This is a genomic window from Chryseobacterium sp. CBSDS_008 (genome assembly GCF_049959325.1).
GTDB lineage: Bacteria > Bacteroidota > Bacteroidia > Flavobacteriales > Weeksellaceae > Chryseobacterium.
In genome coordinates, this window is the sequence record NZ_CP188202.1 from 1,414,582 (window position 1) to 1,434,051 (window position 19,470).

At 37.3% G+C, this 19,470-nt stretch carries 19 protein-coding genes; 3 read left to right on the forward strand and 16 right to left on the reverse strand.

The genetic code is table 11. From position 1 onward, the window contains the following. Window positions 1-65: 65 nt before the first annotated feature. The 7 genes from ACP3T3_RS06310 to ACP3T3_RS06340 form a co-directional block, all read right to left on the reverse strand. Window positions 66-476: a hypothetical protein gene (locus ACP3T3_RS06310; protein WP_426479060.1), complete on the reverse strand. Its 411-nt coding sequence runs from the start codon at window positions 474-476 to the stop codon at window positions 66-68. Between the two features lie 118 nt (window positions 477-594). Beyond that, window positions 595-984, reverse strand: coding sequence for a hypothetical protein (locus ACP3T3_RS06315; protein ID WP_426479061.1), 390 nt, complete (start codon window positions 982-984; stop codon window positions 595-597). Between the two features lie 89 nt (window positions 985-1,073). Next, window positions 1,074-3,401: a beta-glucosidase BglX gene (gene bglX, locus ACP3T3_RS06320; RefSeq protein ID WP_426479062.1), complete on the reverse strand. Its 2,328-nt coding sequence runs from the start codon at window positions 3,399-3,401 to the stop codon at window positions 1,074-1,076. A gap of 81 nt (window positions 3,402-3,482) precedes the next feature. Further along, a complete protein-coding gene (locus tag ACP3T3_RS06325; RefSeq protein WP_426479063.1) occupies window positions 3,483-4,178 on the reverse strand; it encodes a prolyl oligopeptidase family serine peptidase in 696 nt (231 codons plus the stop codon). A 111-nt stretch (window positions 4,179-4,289) separates the two neighbouring features. Then, window positions 4,290-5,681 carry a glucoamylase family protein gene (locus ACP3T3_RS06330; RefSeq protein ID WP_426479064.1) on the reverse strand — a complete coding sequence of 464 codons (1,392 nt, stop codon included), beginning with the start codon at window positions 5,679-5,681 and terminating at the stop codon, window positions 4,290-4,292. Window positions 5,682-5,755: 74 nt separating this feature from the next. Next, window positions 5,756-7,180, reverse strand: coding sequence for a RagB/SusD family nutrient uptake outer membrane protein (locus ACP3T3_RS06335; protein ID WP_426479065.1), 1,425 nt, complete (start codon window positions 7,178-7,180; stop codon window positions 5,756-5,758). 10 nt (window positions 7,181-7,190) lie between these two features. Beyond that, window positions 7,191-10,016: a SusC/RagA family TonB-linked outer membrane protein gene (locus ACP3T3_RS06340; RefSeq protein WP_426479066.1), complete on the reverse strand. Its 2,826-nt coding sequence runs from the start codon at window positions 10,014-10,016 to the stop codon at window positions 7,191-7,193. Window positions 10,017-10,379: 363 nt separating this feature from the next. Between ACP3T3_RS06340 and ACP3T3_RS06345 the strand changes: the two genes are divergently transcribed. The 3 genes from ACP3T3_RS06345 (at window position 10,380) to ACP3T3_RS06355 (ending at window position 11,939) form a co-directional block, all read left to right on the forward strand. Next, on the forward strand, window positions 10,380-11,051 hold the full coding sequence (locus ACP3T3_RS06345) for a DUF4197 family protein (protein WP_426479067.1): 672 nt from the start codon (window positions 10,380-10,382) through the stop codon (window positions 11,049-11,051). A 40-nt stretch (window positions 11,052-11,091) separates the two neighbouring features. After that, window positions 11,092-11,397 carry a DUF493 family protein gene (locus tag ACP3T3_RS06350; protein ID WP_047433612.1) on the forward strand — a complete coding sequence of 102 codons (306 nt, stop codon included), beginning with the start codon at window positions 11,092-11,094 and terminating at the stop codon, window positions 11,395-11,397. Window positions 11,398-11,462: 65 nt separating this feature from the next. Then, window positions 11,463-11,939 carry a hypothetical protein gene (locus ACP3T3_RS06355; protein WP_426479068.1) on the forward strand — a complete coding sequence of 159 codons (477 nt, stop codon included), beginning with the start codon at window positions 11,463-11,465 and terminating at the stop codon, window positions 11,937-11,939. Window positions 11,940-11,987: 48 nt separating this feature from the next. Here ACP3T3_RS06355 and ACP3T3_RS06360 read toward each other — a convergent pair whose 3' ends face one another. The 9 genes from ACP3T3_RS06360 to ACP3T3_RS06400 form a co-directional block, all read right to left on the reverse strand. Then, window positions 11,988-12,338 (reverse strand): ArsC/Spx/MgsR family protein, encoded by a 351-nt coding sequence (locus ACP3T3_RS06360; RefSeq protein WP_426479069.1) that lies wholly within the window; start codon window positions 12,336-12,338, stop codon window positions 11,988-11,990. Window positions 12,339-12,419: 81 nt separating this feature from the next. Further along, window positions 12,420-13,034 (reverse strand): deoxynucleoside kinase, encoded by a 615-nt coding sequence (locus tag ACP3T3_RS06365; RefSeq protein WP_002977952.1) that lies wholly within the window; start codon window positions 13,032-13,034, stop codon window positions 12,420-12,422. A 20-nt stretch (window positions 13,035-13,054) separates the two neighbouring features. Beyond that, window positions 13,055-14,020, reverse strand: coding sequence for a hypothetical protein (locus ACP3T3_RS06370; protein ID WP_426479070.1), 966 nt, complete (start codon window positions 14,018-14,020; stop codon window positions 13,055-13,057). Between the two features lie 141 nt (window positions 14,021-14,161). Further along, entirely contained in the window at window positions 14,162-15,187 is a 1,026-nt protein-coding gene (locus tag ACP3T3_RS06375) for a glutaminyl-peptide cyclotransferase (RefSeq protein WP_426479071.1), read from the reverse strand. A gap of 101 nt (window positions 15,188-15,288) precedes the next feature. Then, window positions 15,289-16,311 (reverse strand): glutaminyl-peptide cyclotransferase, encoded by a 1,023-nt coding sequence (locus ACP3T3_RS06380; RefSeq protein ID WP_426479072.1) that lies wholly within the window; start codon window positions 16,309-16,311, stop codon window positions 15,289-15,291. A gap of 35 nt (window positions 16,312-16,346) precedes the next feature. Further along, window positions 16,347-16,730 (reverse strand): VOC family protein, encoded by a 384-nt coding sequence (locus ACP3T3_RS06385; protein ID WP_426479073.1) that lies wholly within the window; start codon window positions 16,728-16,730, stop codon window positions 16,347-16,349. Next, window positions 16,727-17,233 carry a GNAT family N-acetyltransferase gene (locus ACP3T3_RS06390; RefSeq protein ID WP_426479074.1) on the reverse strand — a complete coding sequence of 169 codons (507 nt, stop codon included), beginning with the start codon at window positions 17,231-17,233 and terminating at the stop codon, window positions 16,727-16,729. The genes ACP3T3_RS06385 and ACP3T3_RS06390 overlap by 4 nt, the downstream gene beginning before the upstream one ends. A 3-nt stretch (window positions 17,234-17,236) precedes the next feature. Beyond that, window positions 17,237-17,662, reverse strand: a complete 426-nt coding sequence (locus tag ACP3T3_RS06395; protein ID WP_426479075.1) for an SRPBCC family protein — start codon at window positions 17,660-17,662, stop codon at window positions 17,237-17,239. Between the two features lie 152 nt (window positions 17,663-17,814). Then, on the reverse strand, window positions 17,815-19,428 hold the full coding sequence (locus ACP3T3_RS06400) for a Na+/H+ antiporter (RefSeq protein WP_426479076.1): 1,614 nt from the start codon (window positions 19,426-19,428) through the stop codon (window positions 17,815-17,817). Window positions 19,429-19,470 lie beyond the last annotated feature (42 nt).

A 19,470-nucleotide genomic window follows, 5' to 3' on the forward strand; every position in this document is an offset into this window, starting at 1 on the left:
TAATACCGTTTATATCCATAAAAAAAAGCCACTCTTCCGAGTGACTTTCTATTTTTTAATTTGGTTTACTGATAAATTACGACATCATTTTTTTTGATCTGGTAGCTCTTTTTGTAGGGAGTTAATACATAACTGTCTTTAATGTGAGATCCGCTTTTCCAGATTTTCTCTTTTTCTCCTTTGTCCAGAATAATACTTTTAGCATTTCCATCCGGAATAAAAATTTCAGCTTTTTTCATGTTTTTACTGAAGATAACTGCTGTCATGGAAGTATAGCTTTTATCTGAATTCACCTCTTTTAATTTTATTTTCTGATTGAATGTTTTTATACAATCATTTTTTAATTGTGAATAGGTATATCCTGCAGAGCCTATACAACCGTGAACATCTCTGTCTCCTCCTAAAACAGGAGTACTTTTTTGTGCAAAAAATAAGGAGCCAAGGAACATGGCAATGAATAAAATTGTCTTTTTCATAGTAAAATTTGTTTTCTGATTGGTTAACAATACCCCAAAAATAGGATATTACATTAATTTATCTCTAAGGTACAAAAAAAACCACTCTTGCGAGTGGCTTCATTTTTAAAATCTGATCTTACTGATAGATCACAATATTATCTTTTTTAAGCTGGTATCCGTTTTTTTTGTAAGGAATCAATACATAACCGCCATTTTTCCAGGCTTTAGCTCTTCCGGACCTTGTAAGAATTACACTTCCTCCTTCGGCATCTTTCACAAAAACTTCAGCTTTTTTCATATTTTTGCTGAAAATAACGGCTGCCATATAGTCTCCATTAGTAGCAACTTCTTTCAGTTTAATCTTCTGCTCAAAAGTTCTTATACAGTCTTTCTTAATTTGAGAATAAGTATATCCTGCTGAACCAATACATCCGTGTGCATCTCTGTCTCCACCTTTTATTATTCCTTTTTGTGCAAATACTAAAGAACCCAGGAACATTGTGCTTAATAAAATTGTTTTTTTCATATCGATTTGTATATAATAATTACCGAACTATGATTAAAAATCGTGCCAAAAAAGAGATAATACGCAATTCCGGGAATCACTTTCTTATATTACTTCGTCCAGTTAATCTTTGAATGCTGAACATTGTCAGAGCTGGTTCCGATCATGATGTCAAATTCCCCTGATTCCCAGTCGTATTTCAAATCTCCATTGTAGAACTTAAGATCTTCCGGCGTGATATTAAAAGTTACCTTTCTGGATTCTCCTTTTTTCAAAAATATTTTCTGGAAGCCTTTCAATTCTTTTACAGGTCTTGTAATACTTCCTACCATATCTCTGATGTACAACTGAACAACTTCAGCCCCGTCATAATTCCCGGTATTGGTTACTGTAACAGATGCCTGCACAGTCTGATTTCCTTTCGGGTTAATACTGGAAACTGCCATATCAGAGTAATTAAATTTTGTATAGCTTAATCCGTATCCGAAAGCATATAATGGCGTATTACATTCATCCATATAATTGGAACGGAATCTTTCATAAGTACATTTATCTACTTTATCCTGGCTCAGCGGACGGCCTGTATTTTTAGCATTATAATAGATCGGAACCTGTCCAAGGCTTCTTGGGAAAGTCATTGGAAGTTTTCCGGATGGGTTTACTTTTCCAAAAAGAACATCTGCAATTGCATTTCCTGCTTCAGATCCTGCAAACCATGCATTCAAAATAGAATCCGGAGTGTCTTTTACATTGGTTAAAGCTAATGGGCGGCCTGTGAAAAGAACCATTGCAATGGGCTTTCCGGTTTTCTTCAATTCATTTAATAAGTCAACCTGAGACTGAGGAATGGTAATTTCTGTTCTGGAAGAAGATTCTCCGCTCATTTCTGCAGATTCCCCGATAGCCAGAACTATAACATCAGCTTTGTTGGCAATATCTACAGCTTCTTTCAGCAATTCTTCCTTGGAGCGGTTGTCTCTGTCTGTTTTTTTACCATGAGCAGCATAGATTTCTTCCAGCTTAGCATCATAATCGATATTGGCCCCTTTTGCAGATAAAAACTTAACTTCTTTTCCGTAGTTTGACTGTAGTCCCTGCATCAAAGAAACTGAAGAGGCATGTTTGGTAGCAACACTCCATGTTCCGGCCATATTCATTGAGTTATTCACCAATGGTCCAATGACAGCCACTGTTCCTGATTTTTTTAATGGCAATACCTGATTGTCATTTTTCAATAACACCATGGATTGAGCAGCTGTGTTTCTTGCTATATTACGGTTTTCCATATTATATACTTCTTTTGCTGCCAGTTTTGCATCTCCGTGCTTGTATGGATTGTCAAATAAGCCAAGGTCGTATTTTGCTTCAAGAATTCTTCTTGCGGCCATATCAATTTCAGCCTGGGTCACTTTTCCTTCTGCCAGAGATTTTTTTAATGTTGTTAAAAAGCCTTCTCCAACCATATCCATATCAACGCCGGCCTTTAAAGCCAAAGCCGAAACCTGCTGAAGATCTCCCATACCGTGGTCTACCATTTCATTGATTCCGGTATAGTCTGTTACGACAAATCCATTAAACTTCCATTGGTTTCTCAATACTTCGGTCTGAAGCCATCTGTTTCCTGTTGCAGGTACTCCATCCACTTCATTGAAAGAAGCCATTACAGAAGCTACACCTGCATCAACAGCGGCTTTGTAAGGAGGAAAATATTCGTTGAACATTCTTATGTGGCTCATATCAACGGTATTGTAATCTCTTCCGGATTCTCCCGCTCCATATAGCGCAAAATGTTTTACACATGCTAAAATATTGGTACCATTAGCAAGGTCTTTCCCCTGATAGCCATATACCATATTTTTGGAAATTTCACTTCCCAGATAAGGGTCTTCACCGGAACCTTCCGACACCCTGCCCCATCTTGGTTCACGGGAAATATCCACCATTGGAGAGAAAGTCCAGTTGATTCCGTCAGAAGCGGCTTCCCTGGCGGCTACTCTTGCAGACTGCTGGATAAGATTCATATCCCATGAAGCGGCTAATCCTAGAGGAATCGGGAAAGTAGTTTCATACCCATGGATAACATCCATCCCGAAAATCATAGGAATTTTCAGACGGCTTTTTTCTACAGCCACTTTCTGAACAGCTTTAATCTTGTCTGCTCCTTTTATATTGAATAGTCCTCCTACCAGGCCCTGCTCTACTTTCTTTCCGATATCAGAACTTTGTGCCTGTCCTGTAGTGAAATCTCCGGAAGTCGGCAGGTTCATCTGGCCGATCTTTTCATCCAATGTCATTTTAGATAAAAGATTGTCTACAAAAGCTTTCTTTTTAGCCTGATACTGAGCCGTCTGATAAGACTGAACGGGCTTCGTTACCATTTCCTGAGCGGAAAATACGGGGGCCAGCGCTAAAGTGGCAATTACAATTAACTTTTTCATAAATCTATCTTCTTAAATTATTGTTTATATTTTTTGCTTTAATTTGATGGGTTTATTTTTCAATCATTGTGTATTTTGGGGTTATTTTTCTTTCTTTTTAGACAGCATCCATTCATACAAAGCAGGGTTTGAATAGGCAGAATCCCATGAATTATGATTGTCATTCGGGAAAATTACCAGTTCTGCCGTTGGGTTTACAGGATGCAGCTTCTGATAAAAATTAAAAGCATTGGCCGGTAATACAATATCATCCATTCCGCCGTGAAATATTTTCATATTCAGATCTTTAAATTGATGAATATTGGCAGTCATTACCTGATCTGTGGGAGCACAGACTGAAACTACAGCAGCAAACATTTCCGGATGTTCCATAGCTAGCTTCAAAGTTCCCCAGCCTCCCATAGAAAGTCCCGTAAGATAAATGCGTGAAGCATCAATCTTATATTTTTTCTGAATTTCTTTGATCAGATTATACACTGTAATGGTATCCCACCATGTTCCTTCCGGACATTGGGGTGCCAGAATAGCCACCGGTTCTTTGATCAGATTTTTGTAGGTAAACGGACTGTGTGCTTTTACCAGGTCAAGATTGGTTCCCCGTTCTCCTGAGCCGTGTAAAAAAACAATCAAAGGCACATTTCCTTTTGAATTTTGAGGATAATCCAGAATGTAGGATATTTTTTCCTGTCTTTTAATTTCTTTATTGAGTTCCGCTTTTATCTCCTGCGCATTCAGCTGTAATGAAAGCGGCAGCAATAAAAGAGGGATATATTTCATTTTTAATTTCATATCGTTATTTAGGTTTTGACTAAAGCCAGCAGATTTGATTTTTTTATTTAAACGGACTCCCTTCGACTATGCTCAGGATAATAATCCGTTCCTATTGAATTATTTTATTCCATATTTGGTTGATTGGAAACTTAGCTTTTTCAGTCCCTGCTGAATTTCCGGGGCATTCATAAACAGTTTCCACAGGAAACCTGATCTGTAGTTTTCAATCATTGGAGCTATCGTTCCCTGATCTATTGCGAGATATCTTGGGGTAAACCAATTGTTATAATGAACAGAAGTGGCATCATAAGGGCCTGCAGATCCTATGAATTCAGGTTTCTGGGTATACATGAATCTCAGGAAGGCCATTGATTCTTTCGGGGTGTATGGAAAGCTGCTCAATGCAGCTGTAGGAGTGATTACTCCGTTATCATTTGTTGGCATATGAGCGGTGTACCCTGTACTTCCGTCCTCATTTCTTGTATAGCCGGCTGTCAGCCCCCAATAGTTGGGTCCGTAGCCTTTCCATTGTTTAGGATTTTCAACACAGTATTTATAGTCAATAAGGGTTTGATTTTTATTGACTTCAAAGTAGTTTTTTACAAGTTTATCGGATAATCCGGTCGGATCAAGCCCGATATATGAATATTGCGCCCAAAAAAGGGGGCCGCCATATTCTTCAGCATAGTTGTGTTTTACATACAGGGGCAACCCGTATTTTGTTTTGTCTGTAAGGTAAGTTCCATTTCTGGTCCAGCCTTTATAATAGGTCTCAGCATCAATGGAATAAGTGGGCGAAGATGCGGCTAAAATATACGTGATCAGACATTCATTATAGCCTTCAAGAGGAAAATTCATTTCCCATTGGTATTCCGGTGACCAGTGCCAGTAAAGAACTTTCTGCCCTCCTTTTGTATACCAGTTCCACTGGATTCCTTTCCATAGCTCATCACATTTTGCGGCTAATGCTTTCTCCTCTGTATTTCCGTTTTTAAAGTATTCACGGACCATCAGTATTCCTGAAGTAAGGAATGCGGTTTCTACAAGATCACCACCATTATCTTTTTTCCCAAAAGGAACTGTTTTTCCGGTTTCTCCATTGATCCAATGTGACCAGGCACCTTTGTGCCGGTCTGCCTTTGCAAGAAAATCCATGATATGGGTAAGCCTTTTCACGGCTTCTTTTCTTGGAACAAATCCTCTTTCCACCCCTACCAGAATAGTTGCCAGCCCGAATCCGGAGCCTCCTGTAGTAATCACGTGCTTATCATTATCCGGATAGATATCGTCTTCATGGTAGCGCTCTCTTCCTAACATTGAGTTGGGTTCTGCATAGTCCCAGAAATACTTTAAGGCATCTTTCTGTACTCTATCCATCAGTTGTTCATCCGTGATATTGCTTTTTACGGTTTCAGTTTTCCCGGCTTCCTGTCTGGCAACGGGCGCATTTTTACAGGAGTACACAAAGAATAAAGCGGTGATAGCCATTGATAATACGTTCCTTTTCATGAGATCTCTTTTATAGGTTTCTAACTAAAAGAAGAGGAGAACTTTCATTCTCCTCTAAAGTTTATGGTTTATTTTTAATAGCCAGGGTTTTGAACGAAAAGTCCGTTACTCTGATTCATGGCATCCAGAGGGATTGGGAAAAGTTCATTTTTCCCTGTTTTAAATCCTTTAGGTCCTAAATAGGTAGCAGCCTGCCCTGTTCTCACTAAATCCGGGAATCTATCCATTTCCATAGCCAGCTCCACTCTTCTCTCCTGCCAGATTGCAGTTCTAAGAGCCCCTTGACTGGAAGCTGTAGTATTTCCAAGCTGAGCTCTGTTTCTTACTTTATTAATTCCAGCAATGGCAGCAGCCGTATTTCCTAATTCATTGGCTGCTTCTGCATTAATTAATAGAATATCTGCAAATCTTAAAATTCTTATATTCTGAATAGAACCGTATCCGCATGCATTATTATTTAAAGATGATGGCACATACACTTTTTGGTTCCACATATTACCTGCCTGAGGGTCTCCTTTCTTAATCAAATCTCCTTCAAGGGTGGTTTCTCCTTCTCTTAGAATACTTAATTCTTTTCTGATATCTCCCGGTTCAAATGCGTTTTCCAGTTCCTGAGTAGGTGTAAAGAAGCCCCATCCAAACTGGTTTCTTACACCCTGTACCTCTGCATACTGGCTGCCTCCAAATCCTGGAGCGCAATCGCAGTTCACTTCAAAAACAGATTCTGACCCAAACTCTCCGGCGGGTCTGAACAAATGGTTGAAATCCGGATCTAATGAATACCCCATACCAATAACCTGGTTAGAAGTATCATAAGCTTTCTGGTAATCTTTCATATAAAGATATACTTTTGAAAGTAATCCTAAAGCGGCACCTTTTGTTACTCTTCCACGATCAGCAGCAGCGTAAGTCTGCGGTAATACTTCAGAAGCAGCAAGGAGATCCGATACAATAAAACTGTAAACTTCCGCAGAAGAATTTCTGGCCTTCAAATAGTTTCCGTCTGCAGGTAATCCGTCATATATTGGAACCCCTCCGTAAATTCTTACCAAATTAAAATAGAAATAAGCTCTCAGCATTCTGGCTTCAGCTACCAATCTATTTCTAAGTGTGGTATCCATATTTATTTTCGGAACATTGGTAATAACCTGGTTAGCTCTATTTACTGCCTGCCACTGTCCGATCCAATATCCTCTTACACCTTCATCACTTATGGTAAAAGTAAAGTTATCATATGCATTAATAAAAGAAGCATCCCCAGGGTTAGACCCTTTTTCTACATCATCACCTGTTACTCCAAATACATATTGAGCAGGGAAACCTGAGTTCTCCCAACTTCTTAAAAAGCTGTAAATAGCATTTGTTGCCTGCATTGCATCATCCTGCGTTGTAAAGAAATCTGCTACATTAGTCTGCCCTTCATCTTTAATGTCCACAAAATCGTTATTACAACTTACCATTAGTGAAACCAAAGAGATTGTTAAAAAGATTTTTTTCATGATTTTTTAATTAAAATGTTAAGTTCATACCGAATGAATAAATGGCAGAGATTGGGTAGATATTATTATCAATTCCCATCTGTACTCTATCGGTATTTGTAATCTCTGGAGAGAAACCATGATATTTAAAGCTTGTCCATGGGTTCTGTGCGCTTACATACAATCTTAATTTTGTGATTGAAAGAGCTTTTGCAAATGTTTTTGGTAAGTTATACCCAATCTGAACATTTCTTAATCTGATATAACTGCCATCTTCTACATAAAAGCTGTTTGGTAAAATAATAGACTGGTTAGAAGTAATCATTGCATTGGTATTAGAAGTACCTGCTCCATGCCATCTGTTATTATACATATCTAAATCCCATGTTTCGTTTCCAAAACGCTGTTCACGGTTGTAGTTGTATATTTTGTTCCCAAATACCCCTTGGAAATCAACTGCGATATCAAAATCATAGACATTAAAATTAACTCCAAAACCGTAAGTTCCTTTAGGAATTGGGCTTCCTAAGAAGGTTTTGTCTCTGGAGTCGATGATACCGTTACCATCCTGATCTGCAAATTTGAACCATCCTGCTTTTGCTCCCGGCTGTCCTGAACCAGCAGCTTCTGCATCGGTCTGGAAAACACCTGCTACCTGATATCCATAGTAAGAACCTACTGGCTGACCATTCTGTAATCTAACGATAGAATTCCCGAATAAACTGGCTCCTGTTTCTAAATAAGATCCACCATATACGGATGTGATTTCGTTTTTAAGTGACGTGAAATTACCATATATTCCAAAAGTAACATTTTCACTGAGTTTAGTATTATAATTAACAGAAACTTCGAAACCTTTATTTTTAAAAGAGTAAGCATTCGTTACAAAATTGTTCCAGTTACTTGCTCCGGATACCGTTCCCTGGTTTACACCATACACTACATTTTTAGAATCTTTATCATAGTAAGCCGCATCAATTTTAAGCTTATTACTGAATAAAGCCATTTCTAATCCTACATCTTTACCAGTTGTTGTTTCCCAGCCAATATTTGGATCAATAAATTTATCAATAGTCTGCGCAGGATACCCTGTATTTCCATAATATGCTCCACCACCTATAATAGTTGTGTTGGCAGTATATCCTCTTCCTACATTAGGGTTTCCTAATTCACCGTAACTTGCTCTCAGTTTTAATAAATTGAAAACATTCTGCTCACTCATAAAGTCTTCTTTAGAGATTACCCAACCTGCGCTGATTGCCGGAAAGGTTTTAGATCTGTCAACATTAATCTGTGAACTGGCATCTCTACGTATGGATGCATTTACCAAATATTTTCCTTTATAATCATAATTAATTCTTCCAAAGAAAGATTCAATTCTCTGCTGATCCTGGAAAACACCGGAAATAACATTATCATCCCTGTCTACACCTTCCACATGAACAATGTCTGTACCGTTGGCAATATTTAAAGAACCGTTTGTCCCGTCGTAGTTAACATTCTTTGCAGACCAATAATCTTGTGACAAAGAAGTTCTTGTTCTGGAAAAACCTGCAAGGATATCAAAATGATGATTACCAAAACTCTTCTTCCAGTTAATTGTATTATCCCAAACGTAATTTCTGTTTCTAAAATTTCTTGTAACCAATGAGGATGCTACCTGACTGGAAACAGGAACATAATTAAGGGTAGGCGTATATTCATATTGGCTAGGGCTATAATTATCACTAGAATAGCTGATTCTGAAAGTAAAATCTTTCAGGAATTTTAGTTCTCCCCAGATGTTATTAAGTAATCTTTCCTGTCTAACCTGAGAACGGTATAAATCCAGTTTCGCTCTTGGATTAGGTATAGAATATCCATTGAAAAACTGATAATCTCCTGTAGCAGGATTCATTACAGAAAATATTGGAGGAGCATTATATGCATTTAGCAGCGGATTCTGTGCTACATCAGTACGCATTTTGGAAAAACTGAAGTTATCCCCAATGGTAATATTATCTGTAATTTTATAGCTAAGGTTTAATTTTGTATTAAATCTGTTAAAACCGCTTCCGGAATTGATCCCCTGGCCTGCTGCAAGGTTACCTTCATCCTGAAGATATCCTACGCTACCATAATAATTAAGCTTTCCTATGCTTCCGGTTGCAGAAAAATCATTAGAATTGATGATACTGGTACGGAAAATCTCATTATACCAGTTAGTATCTGCTGGGAAATTAGCTCTGGAAATTGCCCCGGTAAGATTCCCGTTATCATTCATCAGCTTATCATTATATAGCTCAATGTATTGATCCGAATTAACCATTTTAGGAATATTGGTCACCTTTTTAATCCCTAAATATGAATTTACGTTAAAAACAGGCTTCCCTTTTCCGGTCTTAGTCTTAATGATCACGGCACCATTGGCAGCCTGAGCTCCAAAAATAGCTAAACTTGATGGATCTTTCAATACACTCATAGATTCAATATCCTGAGGATTAAGGAAAGAAATATCAGTTGTGATCATACCATCTACAATAAAAACAGTATTCCCGGTTAATGAACCAACACCTCTGATATCTACACGTGGAGAACCTCCGGGTGTACCTGTGTTTGTAATGTTTACCCCTGCAAGTTTACCCTGTATAGAGCTTACCGGGTTAGCATTTGGTTTATCAGCAAGATCCTTTGCAGAAACCATTCCGATACTTCCCGTAACGTTTTCTTTTTTCTGAGATCCATATCCGATCAAAACTACTTCCTCGATCTTCTGCTCTTTGGCAGCAGTATCTTTTGGAGCAGTCTGAGCATTGACGTTCATACCGAAGTATAAAGCAGCAATGAGACATGAATACTTTAAATTACTTTGTTTCATATAGTTTCAATTTTATTCAAATAAATTCAAATTTCATCTGTCTCTAAATAGTGGAGTTATTTAAAATCTCAAAAAAAGACATTAACCAAAAATATAAAAAATATCGAACAATGTTAAACTATCTTAAACATTTAAAAATTATAACATTTCATTAAATAAAAACCAACAATATTTCAATTTCATAATTATATATTTAAAATAAACATCAACATTTTTTCATTTTACCAATAACAGATTACCATTATTATTACAAAAATTCACCAAATCAGGTACTCAATTTAATATTTTGTTAAATTGAGAATAGTAATTACCTTTGGTGCAGTTTTTGAGAAAGCATCTTATAAAGTAAATAATAAAAGATCAATGAAAAAATATATCATTGCAGCCGCTCTTATGATCGGGACCGGGGCTGTCATTACCACCGGTGTGCAATCCTGCACATCATTGGCTACATCCGACATGGGGCTTTCCATTATAAAAAGAATTCTGCTCAATGGTATTGATAAAGGAATGGGCATCTACGGAAACAAAGAAGCATTCCTGCAGAACAATATGGTAGATAAAGCCCTTCCAAAAGAGTTAAGGGATATCAATTCCACGCTGGAAAAGATTGCTCCTTCTCTGGTAGCCAAAGAAAGAGATTATATTGCACAGGCAGCGGCTTATACTGTTAACACTTCAAAACCTATTTTACAGGATGCTGTAAACAGTCTGAACGCCCAGGATGTCACAAGAATCATGCAGGGAACTACCGCTACACAGATCCTTAAGGAAAAAACGTCCCAGCAGCTTATTGCTGCTATCGCTCCTAAAGTAGATGAAAAGCTGAATGAATATGGAATCGTAAAAACCATCAATACAGCGTTATCAGGAAGCAATTTTCTGGGCAGCCTTTTAGGCGGAAACAACAGCACCGTTAATTCAGGAGGACTGAGCAAGCTTGCTTCTGAGCAGCTCGTGAATGGATTATTCAATATCATCGAAGATTATGAGCATCAAAACTCCAAGTCTCTGCTGGGACCATTTGGAAAATAGGAAAAATTTCGTTATATTTATATTATATTAAGAATTGCAGATGGATATATTACAAGGAAATCAACACGCAAGCCCTGAAGATTTTTATCAATCTTTGAGGGAGAAACTGGAGGATCATCATGATTTTCCGGAGGATTATTTATTTAAATTTATTATCCCAACAGACCAGGCAAAACTTACTGAAATTTACAGGGTTTTTGATGGTATTAAATTTACACTGGGAAACCGCGAAAGCAAAAATGGAAAATACACAGCCTGCAACATTAATGCATTTGTTTTAGATGCCAATCAGGTGGTAAATATTTATAAAGAAGTAGCAAAAATAGAAGGCGTTATTCTATTGTAAAACAAAAGCCGTTTCATTATAGCAATGAAGCGGTTTTTTATTATTTAAAATATAAAATCCAAAATATGAATATCCAACTGATCCTATTTAATATTATCTTAGCCACCTCTGCCACTAGCTGTGTTCACAAAAATAACAGCGAAAATAACACAGCAAATATTTCCTCTGCAGTGCAGCAACAAAAAATTGAACAGATCCGGTTAGTAGAAAGGACGAGAGGATTCAGCAGAACCATTGTTTTCACCCCTTCCACAAAAGAATCCAATATCAATGAAGAGATCACTAATACTCAAGTATCTCCTGCTGAATGGAAAGCTGTTTCCCAATTAGCTGAAACCATTGACTTATCGAGGATATCAGATCTTAAGGCCCCTACATCAGGCAGACATTCGGATCAGGCAATGGAAGCATCTATGATTATTATCTCCAACGGAAAAGAATATACTTCTTCAAGCTTTGATTCCGGCCGCCCTCCAAAAGAACTGGAAGCCTTATATCATGCGGTAAACAGCTCTGGGAAAATGAAAACCAAAACTCCATAATATAAAATATCCGTTCTTTACCAGAACGGATATTTATTTATTAATTATCTATTTTTCAATAAAGAATTTCACATTTTCAATAGGTCTTCCCAGCATTGCTACTGAGCCTTTCACCAGAATGGGTCTTTGTATCAGAGATGGATTTTCAGAAAGAATCTTTATCCATTCTTCTTCCGAATAATTTTTATCGGCATAGTTTTCAACATAGAGTTTATCTGTTTTACGGATGATATGGAAAACACTCTGATTCAGCTTCTTGAGCACGGTTTTGATCTCAAGAATACTTAACGGATCTTCAACAATATTAATGATCTCAAAAGGCACGCCGTTTTCGTCAAGATATTCGAGTACGGCATTTGACTTTGAACAGTTTCCGTTATGTAAAACTTTAACTACCATGACAATTATTCAAAAATTAAACTTGATATAAAATTAAAAAGAATTATGCTGAGACTCTCTTAATATTCTGATAAAAATATGTTAAAACAATCCGTGAAGTTCGGCTTCAATTTTCTCCAGAATAAATCCGAAATCTTCCGGTTTCTCAACAAAATCAAGATCATCCACTTCTACGATCAGAAGTTTCCCTTCCGTATAGTTGGAGATCCATTTTTCGTATTTCTGGTTCAGCTTTGAAAGGTATTCAATGCTGATGGATGCTTCATATTCACGACCTCTTTTGTAGATTTTTTTAACCAGGTTGGGAACATCTGACTTTAAATAAATCAGCAGATCCGGGGCCGACACAAAAGATTTCATGAGATCAAAAACTGATGAATAGTTATTGAAATCCCTGTCTGAAAGAAGATTCATATCATTCAGGTTTTCTGCAAAAATATGGGCATCTTCATAAATGGTACGATCCTGAATAATATTTTTGCCACTTTCTCTGATCTCTTTCACCTGACGGAATCTGCTTCCCAGGAAATATACCTGCAGTGCAAAACTCCATTTGCTCATATCTGAATAAAAATCTTCCAGATAAGGGTTATGATCTACATCTTCAAATTGTGCATCCCATCCGTAATGCTTGGAAAGCATCGTTGTCAAAGTTGTTTTTCCTGCTCCGATGTTTCCTGTAACTGCAATATGCATAATATTCTTTTTCCTTGTATTTACTGATTAGCTGATAAGTTTTCGATTGCTTCAGTCTGAACGCTGGAAGTGTCTTCAATCAATTTTTGCAAGGTATTGTCTGAAGGCTTCTCTACCGTATTCTCATTAGGCTTTTCTTCAGTTTCTACTGGTTTTTCTGTAGTCTGCTGCAGAGATTCCGGCTGAGCTTCGAGCTGTTTTTGCTGTTGGGCTTTCTTTACTTTTTCAAAGCTGTAAAGATAGAGTTTGTTCCCTTTGATTGCAAAATAAGAGAGCATGTTTTTATCCACAATTTGTGCCTCCTGATCTTCAAAAATAGTTATCATTCCTTTTTCAGGAACATATTGCGAGATGAAGTTGCCGGCAACAACCAGGATGATATCATTCTCTCTCCGAAACCTTTTCCCGCTTTCCAACGGGGCTTCGAAAAGTTTTTCAAATTTCAGATTGTAGATGATGATTTGCTTTCTTGTTAAAATATAGACCTTATTTTCATAGACCAGCATATCCATCAGATCTTCAAAACTGATGTCAAAAGGATAAGAATTAATAGTGGTATCGTTTCTGAAATTGTACTGTATCAAACGTTTGGTGCTGTCATCCAGGAGCCACAGCTGCTGCAAATCTTCGGCATAGGCCATTCTTATAAATCCAAATTTCTGCTTAAAATCCAACCTTTGGATCTCATTCATATTCTGGTCTACAAATTTCATTTCCTGGGCGTTTTCAGAAAACAACGGTACATTCAGAGGATTTTGTACCGTCTGCACTTTGTACGGCACGGTAAGCATCATCTTTCCGATCTGTTTTCCCAAAGAATCATATTTGGTAAAACTGAAATCTTTGTTTTTATAGATATAAAGACTTCCATAGTCATCGGCAAGCATATCTTTAGCCTCCCTAAGTTTTAAAGTATCTAAAGGAATTATATTCTGTGCTGAAGCCGTACAGAAAAGGAAAAAAAATAGTATGTTTAAAAACTTCACTCTGTTTTTTTAATGGGGGTCAATTTACTGAAAAATAACTTTATCCAAAATATGATTAGGTCTGATAGAATCTTCTTTACTGTTAATCAAAATCGAGACCATCTTGTTGCTGAAAAGGGCTCTACAAAAGATATAATGAGCTTATTTAAAAGCGACTTCATAAATTTTCTCCCAGTTCTTACCTGTCACCAGCATATTATCACCTTTAAAAGCAATTCCGTTTAAAACATGCTCACTATCTCCCTTATCATTTTCTTTGGTCAATTGTGTAAAATCAAATTTTCCAATAACTTCTCCATTTACAGGATTAATTTTTAGAATGACAGGTTGATGCCAAACATTAGCATAGATAAATCCATTGTGATATTCAAGTTCATTGAGCTGATTATAAATTTCAGAACTCCCGCCAACGGCTAAAGTTCTTACCACTTTTGAAGGATTATTAACATCCAGAAAATAAAGATTCTTTGAGCCATCCGTAGCGATCAGGTTTTTTCCGTCATACGTCAGTCCCCAACCTTCTCCAATTACACCGGGCAATGGAAATTCGGACAATTTTTTCAACGTATTTTTCTCATAAATAAAACCGATTTTATTCCGATACGTCAGTTGATATACCTTATCTTCCATGATAGCACAGCCTTCAGAGAAAATCTTAGCGGGCTGCCTGGCAACAATTTTGGGAATGGATGATCCTAAAGTATATTTTATCAATTGTGAGGCATTGTTCATTCCATCACTTTCATACACCATATTTCCTTCTACCACAAAACCTTCAATAAAGTTTTTGGGATCATGAGGGTAATCGGCAACTATTTTATAGGGAATATTCTGCTCAGGAGTTTTAGTAAATACATTAATCGTGGCATCCTGGTTTAAAGTTTCACCACGATTAGTTTTAATTACAAAGACTACTTTATTATCTCCCCATGTGAAAAATTGAGGATTAATTCTTAAATCTTTTGTTTCTTTATCCCCAAAGCTGATGGTTATACTTTCCGCATTTTCTGTCACTTCTTTGGGAAGATCAAGTTTATCTCCGAAATGATACCCTTTTGTTTCCTTTGCATTGTTATAATCTGCAAGAGAATTAAGCATTTCTTCCTTGTTACTACAAGAAACTAAGAACAGAACTGCAGCAAAACCAATATTGATGTTTCGCTTCATGAAGATATTAATCATTTGCCAAAAGTACTAAAATTTCAGCCTTAAAAAGAAAATAACGCTCCCGGAGGAACGTTATTTTTGTTTTTATCAATAGAATCAGGTTATTTGATCTGAACTTCGTAAATCTTTGACCAGTTCTTCCCCGTTACCAGCATATTATCACCTTTAAAAGCAATTCCGTTCAGTACGTCATCACTTCCTTTGGTATTCTGTTTGGCAATTTCCGTAAAGTCAAAAGTTCCCACGACTTCTCCATTCGCAGGATTAATTTTTAAAATAACAGGTTTCTGCCATACATTGGCATAGATAAATCCGTTGTGGAATTCCAGCTCGTTCAGCTGATCATATGCCTGAGAACTTCCTGCAACAGCGATATATTTAACCAGTTTTGAAGGATCGTTTGCATCAAGGAAATATAAAAGCTTACTTCCGTCAGAAGCAATAAGATTTTTTCCGTCATAGGTCAGTCCCCAGCCTTCACCCAATACATTTGGATAGGCAAATTCCGAAAGCAGTTTTAAAGAACTTTTATCATAAACATATCCTTTTTTACTCTGCCACGTCAGCTGATATACTTTGTCACCTACAATGGTACTTCCCTCAGAGAAATCCTCCTGAGCCTGTTTTGTAGAAGCCAACGGAGTTGTTGTTCCCAATGTATATTTTAAAATCTGTGAAGAACCGTTCTGGCCATCACTTTCATAGATGGTATTTCCTTCAATCTGAAAACCCTGTACAAAGTTTTTAGGATCGTGAGGATATTCGGCTACAATCTGATAAGGAATATTTTTTTCAGGATTTTTTGCAAATACATTGATGGTGGCATCCTGATTCAGGACTTCGCCTCCTTTTGTTTTGATATTGAATGTAACGGCATTATCACCTAATGTAAAAAATTTAGGATCAATTGTTAAGTCCGCTGTTTCTTTATCTCCAAAGCTGATCGTTACGCTTTCTGCATTTTCTGTTACCTCTTTCGGAAGCTCCAGCTTGTCTCCAAAGTGGTAGCCTTTCGTCTCCATTGAAGTATTATAAGTGTTTAATGTATTAAGAATCTCTTTATCCTTATTACAAGACGCCAATAATAAAATCGCTGCAAAACCCGCTATTATATTTTTTTTCATTGAATTTCTAAATATTTCTCCAAAAATAGCAAATTTTATTCCGTATTGCCAATATTATCTACGGCTTCACCAAATTGCACTATATAACCGTTGTTATCATAGATGGCAAATTCCCTCATTCCCCATTCAAAGGTTTCAATCTCATAGCAGACTCTGGCTTTTGTTTTAAGGTCGTTCCAAAGGTCATCCACCTTATTTACACTGAAGTAAAATGAACCTGAAAAGCCTATTGGAGTCTGGGCCTCATGTTCATTAGGCTGGGAAAGCATAATACATATTTCATCTTTACGAAGGGAAGCCCATTGCCATTCATCATTCCTGTCTATCAGGGTAAACCCGAGGACACGCATATAGAAACCTATGGTTTCATCAAGATTTCCGGTCCATAAAACAGGACGTAATGCTGTAAACTGTGTCATAATTCCTGTAATTCAAACGTATTTCTGTGGATTTTCATATTCAGGGAAACCCATGTTTCCTGATCAATCTTTGCTTCGCTTTTTACACCGGGATCAAAAGCAAAGCCCACTTTCCTGTAACATTCAATAGCTCCGGTATTCCAGTCGTAGACATTGAGTTCTGCTGTTTCTTTATCAAAGTGGCTGAAGCCATACTTCAGAAGCTCCTGCATTACTCTTTTTCCATAGCCTTTTCCCCTGTTGTTTTCATCCCAGATCAGAATTCTTCCCAGCAGGAATGTTTTATCTTTTAAAAAAATCTGAGCGTGCCCGATTGTATTTCCGGGCTGATCTTTAATTTTAAACAAGGTCCTGTTTTTATCATATAAATCGGTTTCCAGCTGTTCTTCGGTAAGTGGAAACCGGTATGCAGGACCGGCAAACTGAAGAAGCATCCTTTCATCTTCAATCTTTGAAATCAGCTGTGGCGCATCATGTATTGTAAAGGGCTGTAATATAATCATCGTCTATTTTTCTACATATTCCTTTAAACTCTGGCCCAAAATGGTGTTCCAGCCTTCTGTAAAATTTTCTCTTGAAAATCCTTCTCCTAAACCTTTGAAGTTTTCAATACCTTCATGAGTCAGCTTTACCAATGTCCGCCCGTCTTCAGGCAGCAATTCCCAGGTTACTATTGTTTTCTGATCTGAAAAATCAGGATAAGACCATGTATGTTTTAATTTCTGATTGGATATTATTTCTAAAATTTCACCCTGATGATGATATTTGTTAGCGCCTCCGGGTTCATAGAAATTAAATTCTTTTCCTGTCTCCAATACAAAATCCTGGATATCAAAATACCAGGATTTCATTTCATTTTTATCGGTCAATGCTTTCCAGATGGTTTCAACCGGCGCATTTATTGTGTACTGAACAGTGATGGGTGTGCTCATATTATGATTTAATATGTCTAAATGTAAACATTTTGTCTGTAATATTTAACCACAAAAGGCACAAAAGTTTTATCTCTTAATTGTTTAAACTTTAAGTCTGCACTCATGAGAAGTACACTTAAGTTCTGAAAACCTAAGGTTTTTCTTTTTATTTACCCATGTGAAAAACCTGTGATCTTCGCTTCATCAAAATCCAGCTGCATTTCAATGGTTCTCATGACGTGATCATCAAATATCTTTTCACGTTTCATTCTGTGCAGTTCGTTTCTCTGTGCCTGAATGATCTGTCGAAGGACATCTTTATTTTCATTAATAGCCGATACATAATCTCCTGTAGAAGCCATACATTGTGCTTTGTCTGCCATCAGCATCATTTCATTTTCCAGCTTGTGCTTTTGATGGCGTACAAGGCTGTTTGTTACGGTCAGTTCAGAAAAATCATTATCCAGTTTGTGTAATGCTGTTTCTTTCAGTTTTCGCATAAGGATTACTTCCTGTTTTTCTTCTGGCAATTCACTTCCGGCATCCTGAATATTCAACAATTTCAGAATCGGACTCAACAATAAACCTTGTCCTACCAGGGTAATCAATATGATAACAAAGGTCACAAATAAAATAATATTTCGGTGTGGGAATGCTTCTCCGTTGGGTAAAAAAGCGGGAATCGACAAGGCTGCGGCCAGTGAAACCACTCCTCTCATTGCTGCAAAACTGATAATGAAGGGTTCCCGCCAGTCCGGTTTGGGAACTTTTATCCTTAATTCTTTGGAACAGACTCTTGGGAAATACATCAATGCATAACTGTAGAGAATTCTTGTCCCGATAATTGCTCCGCCAATTACCACACTGTAGAAAATACCTTCTGAAATGGTGTATTCCTTCATTCCTTCCACTACAATAGGAAGTTCAAGACCAATCAGAATAAAGATGATGGTGTTCATCAGAAATATCAATACGCTCCATACATTCCCTGACTGAATCCTTGAGGTATGGCTTAAATAGCAATGTGAATTATAAGACATCAGCAAACCTCCGGCAACTACTGCCAGTACTCCTGAAAAGTGGAAATGCTCTGCCCCCACATACATGATGTAAGGTACAATAAGGGTAATAATGGTATCTATATTGGAATTGGTTGGAATAATCTTCAGCAATGCCCCAAATAAAAAGCCAACGGCAACTCCTACAGCAATTCCTCCTATTGCCATGGTAAAGAAATCCTGAACGGCATCTCTCCAGATAAACTGACCTGAAATAACAGCTGCCAGGGCAAATTTAAAGACAATCAAACTGGATGCATCATTGATCAAACTCTCACCTTCCAGAATATTGGTAATTTTTTTAGGAATTTTCATATGCTTCAGTACCGAGGTAGCTGCAACTGCATCTGGCGGTGAATTTACCCCTCCAAGCAAAAATCCCATTGCTACGGTAAGCCCCGGAATAATGGAAGACGAAAGATAGGCCACCACTATTGAGGTTAAAAATACCAATCCGAAAGCCATCGAAAAAATCTGTTTTCTCCATTTATGAAAATCCTGCCATGAAGTAAACCAGGCTGCCTCAAACAAAATAGGCGGCAGAAAAATAAGAAAAACAAGATCAGGTTCTATTTCAATACGCGGCATTCCCGGCACAAAGCTTATCAGCAATCCTGCAATGACAAGGAAAATCGGGTAGGCAACTTTTAATTTCTGGCCGATCATTACCAATATCATCACAGACAGCAGTACTGCAATAGATATTATAACATAGCTGTGAATCATTTTAAGTCAGTTTTTTAAGTGTTATTTTTTTATTTTGGGATA

What these genes read in the sequence shown, in the direction of transcription:
- ACP3T3_RS06310 (WP_426479060.1), bottom strand. Translation starts at nt 476, where the DNA reads ATGAAAAAGACAATTTTATTCATTGCCATGTTCCTTGGCTCCTTATTT.
- ACP3T3_RS06315 (WP_426479061.1), bottom strand. Translation starts at nt 984, where the DNA reads ATGAAAAAAACAATTTTATTAAGCACAATGTTCCTGGGTTCTTTAGTA.
- bglX (WP_426479062.1), bottom strand. Translation starts at nt 3,401, where the DNA reads ATGAAAAAGTTAATTGTAATTGCCACTTTAGCGCTGGCCCCCGTATTT.
- ACP3T3_RS06325 (WP_426479063.1), bottom strand. Translation starts at nt 4,178, where the DNA reads ATGAAATATATCCCTCTTTTATTGCTGCCGCTTTCATTACAGCTGAAT.
- ACP3T3_RS06330 (WP_426479064.1), bottom strand. Translation starts at nt 5,681, where the DNA reads ATGAAAAGGAACGTATTATCAATGGCTATCACCGCTTTATTCTTTGTG.
- ACP3T3_RS06335 (WP_426479065.1), bottom strand. Translation starts at nt 7,180, where the DNA reads ATGAAAAAAATCTTTTTAACAATCTCTTTGGTTTCACTAATGGTAAGT.
- ACP3T3_RS06340 (WP_426479066.1), bottom strand. Translation starts at nt 10,016, where the DNA reads ATGAAACAAAGTAATTTAAAGTATTCATGTCTCATTGCTGCTTTATAC.
- ACP3T3_RS06345 (WP_426479067.1), top strand. Translation starts at nt 10,380, where the DNA reads ATGAAAAAATATATCATTGCAGCCGCTCTTATGATCGGGACCGGGGCT.
- ACP3T3_RS06350 (WP_047433612.1), top strand. Translation starts at nt 11,092, where the DNA reads ATGGATATATTACAAGGAAATCAACACGCAAGCCCTGAAGATTTTTAT.
- ACP3T3_RS06355 (WP_426479068.1), top strand. Translation starts at nt 11,463, where the DNA reads ATGAATATCCAACTGATCCTATTTAATATTATCTTAGCCACCTCTGCC.
- ACP3T3_RS06360 (WP_426479069.1), bottom strand. Translation starts at nt 12,338, where the DNA reads ATGGTAGTTAAAGTTTTACATAACGGAAACTGTTCAAAGTCAAATGCC.
- ACP3T3_RS06365 (WP_002977952.1), bottom strand. Translation starts at nt 13,034, where the DNA reads ATGCATATTGCAGTTACAGGAAACATCGGAGCAGGAAAAACAACTTTG.
- ACP3T3_RS06375 (WP_426479071.1), bottom strand. Translation starts at nt 15,187, where the DNA reads ATGAAGCGAAACATCAATATTGGTTTTGCTGCAGTTCTGTTCTTAGTT.
- ACP3T3_RS06380 (WP_426479072.1), bottom strand. Translation starts at nt 16,311, where the DNA reads ATGAAAAAAAATATAATAGCGGGTTTTGCAGCGATTTTATTATTGGCG.
- ACP3T3_RS06385 (WP_426479073.1), bottom strand. Translation starts at nt 16,730, where the DNA reads ATGACACAGTTTACAGCATTACGTCCTGTTTTATGGACCGGAAATCTT.
- ACP3T3_RS06390 (WP_426479074.1), bottom strand. Translation starts at nt 17,233, where the DNA reads ATGATTATATTACAGCCCTTTACAATACATGATGCGCCACAGCTGATT.
- ACP3T3_RS06395 (WP_426479075.1), bottom strand. Translation starts at nt 17,662, where the DNA reads ATGAGCACACCCATCACTGTTCAGTACACAATAAATGCGCCGGTTGAA.
- ACP3T3_RS06400 (WP_426479076.1), bottom strand. Translation starts at nt 19,428, where the DNA reads ATGATTCACAGCTATGTTATAATATCTATTGCAGTACTGCTGTCTGTG.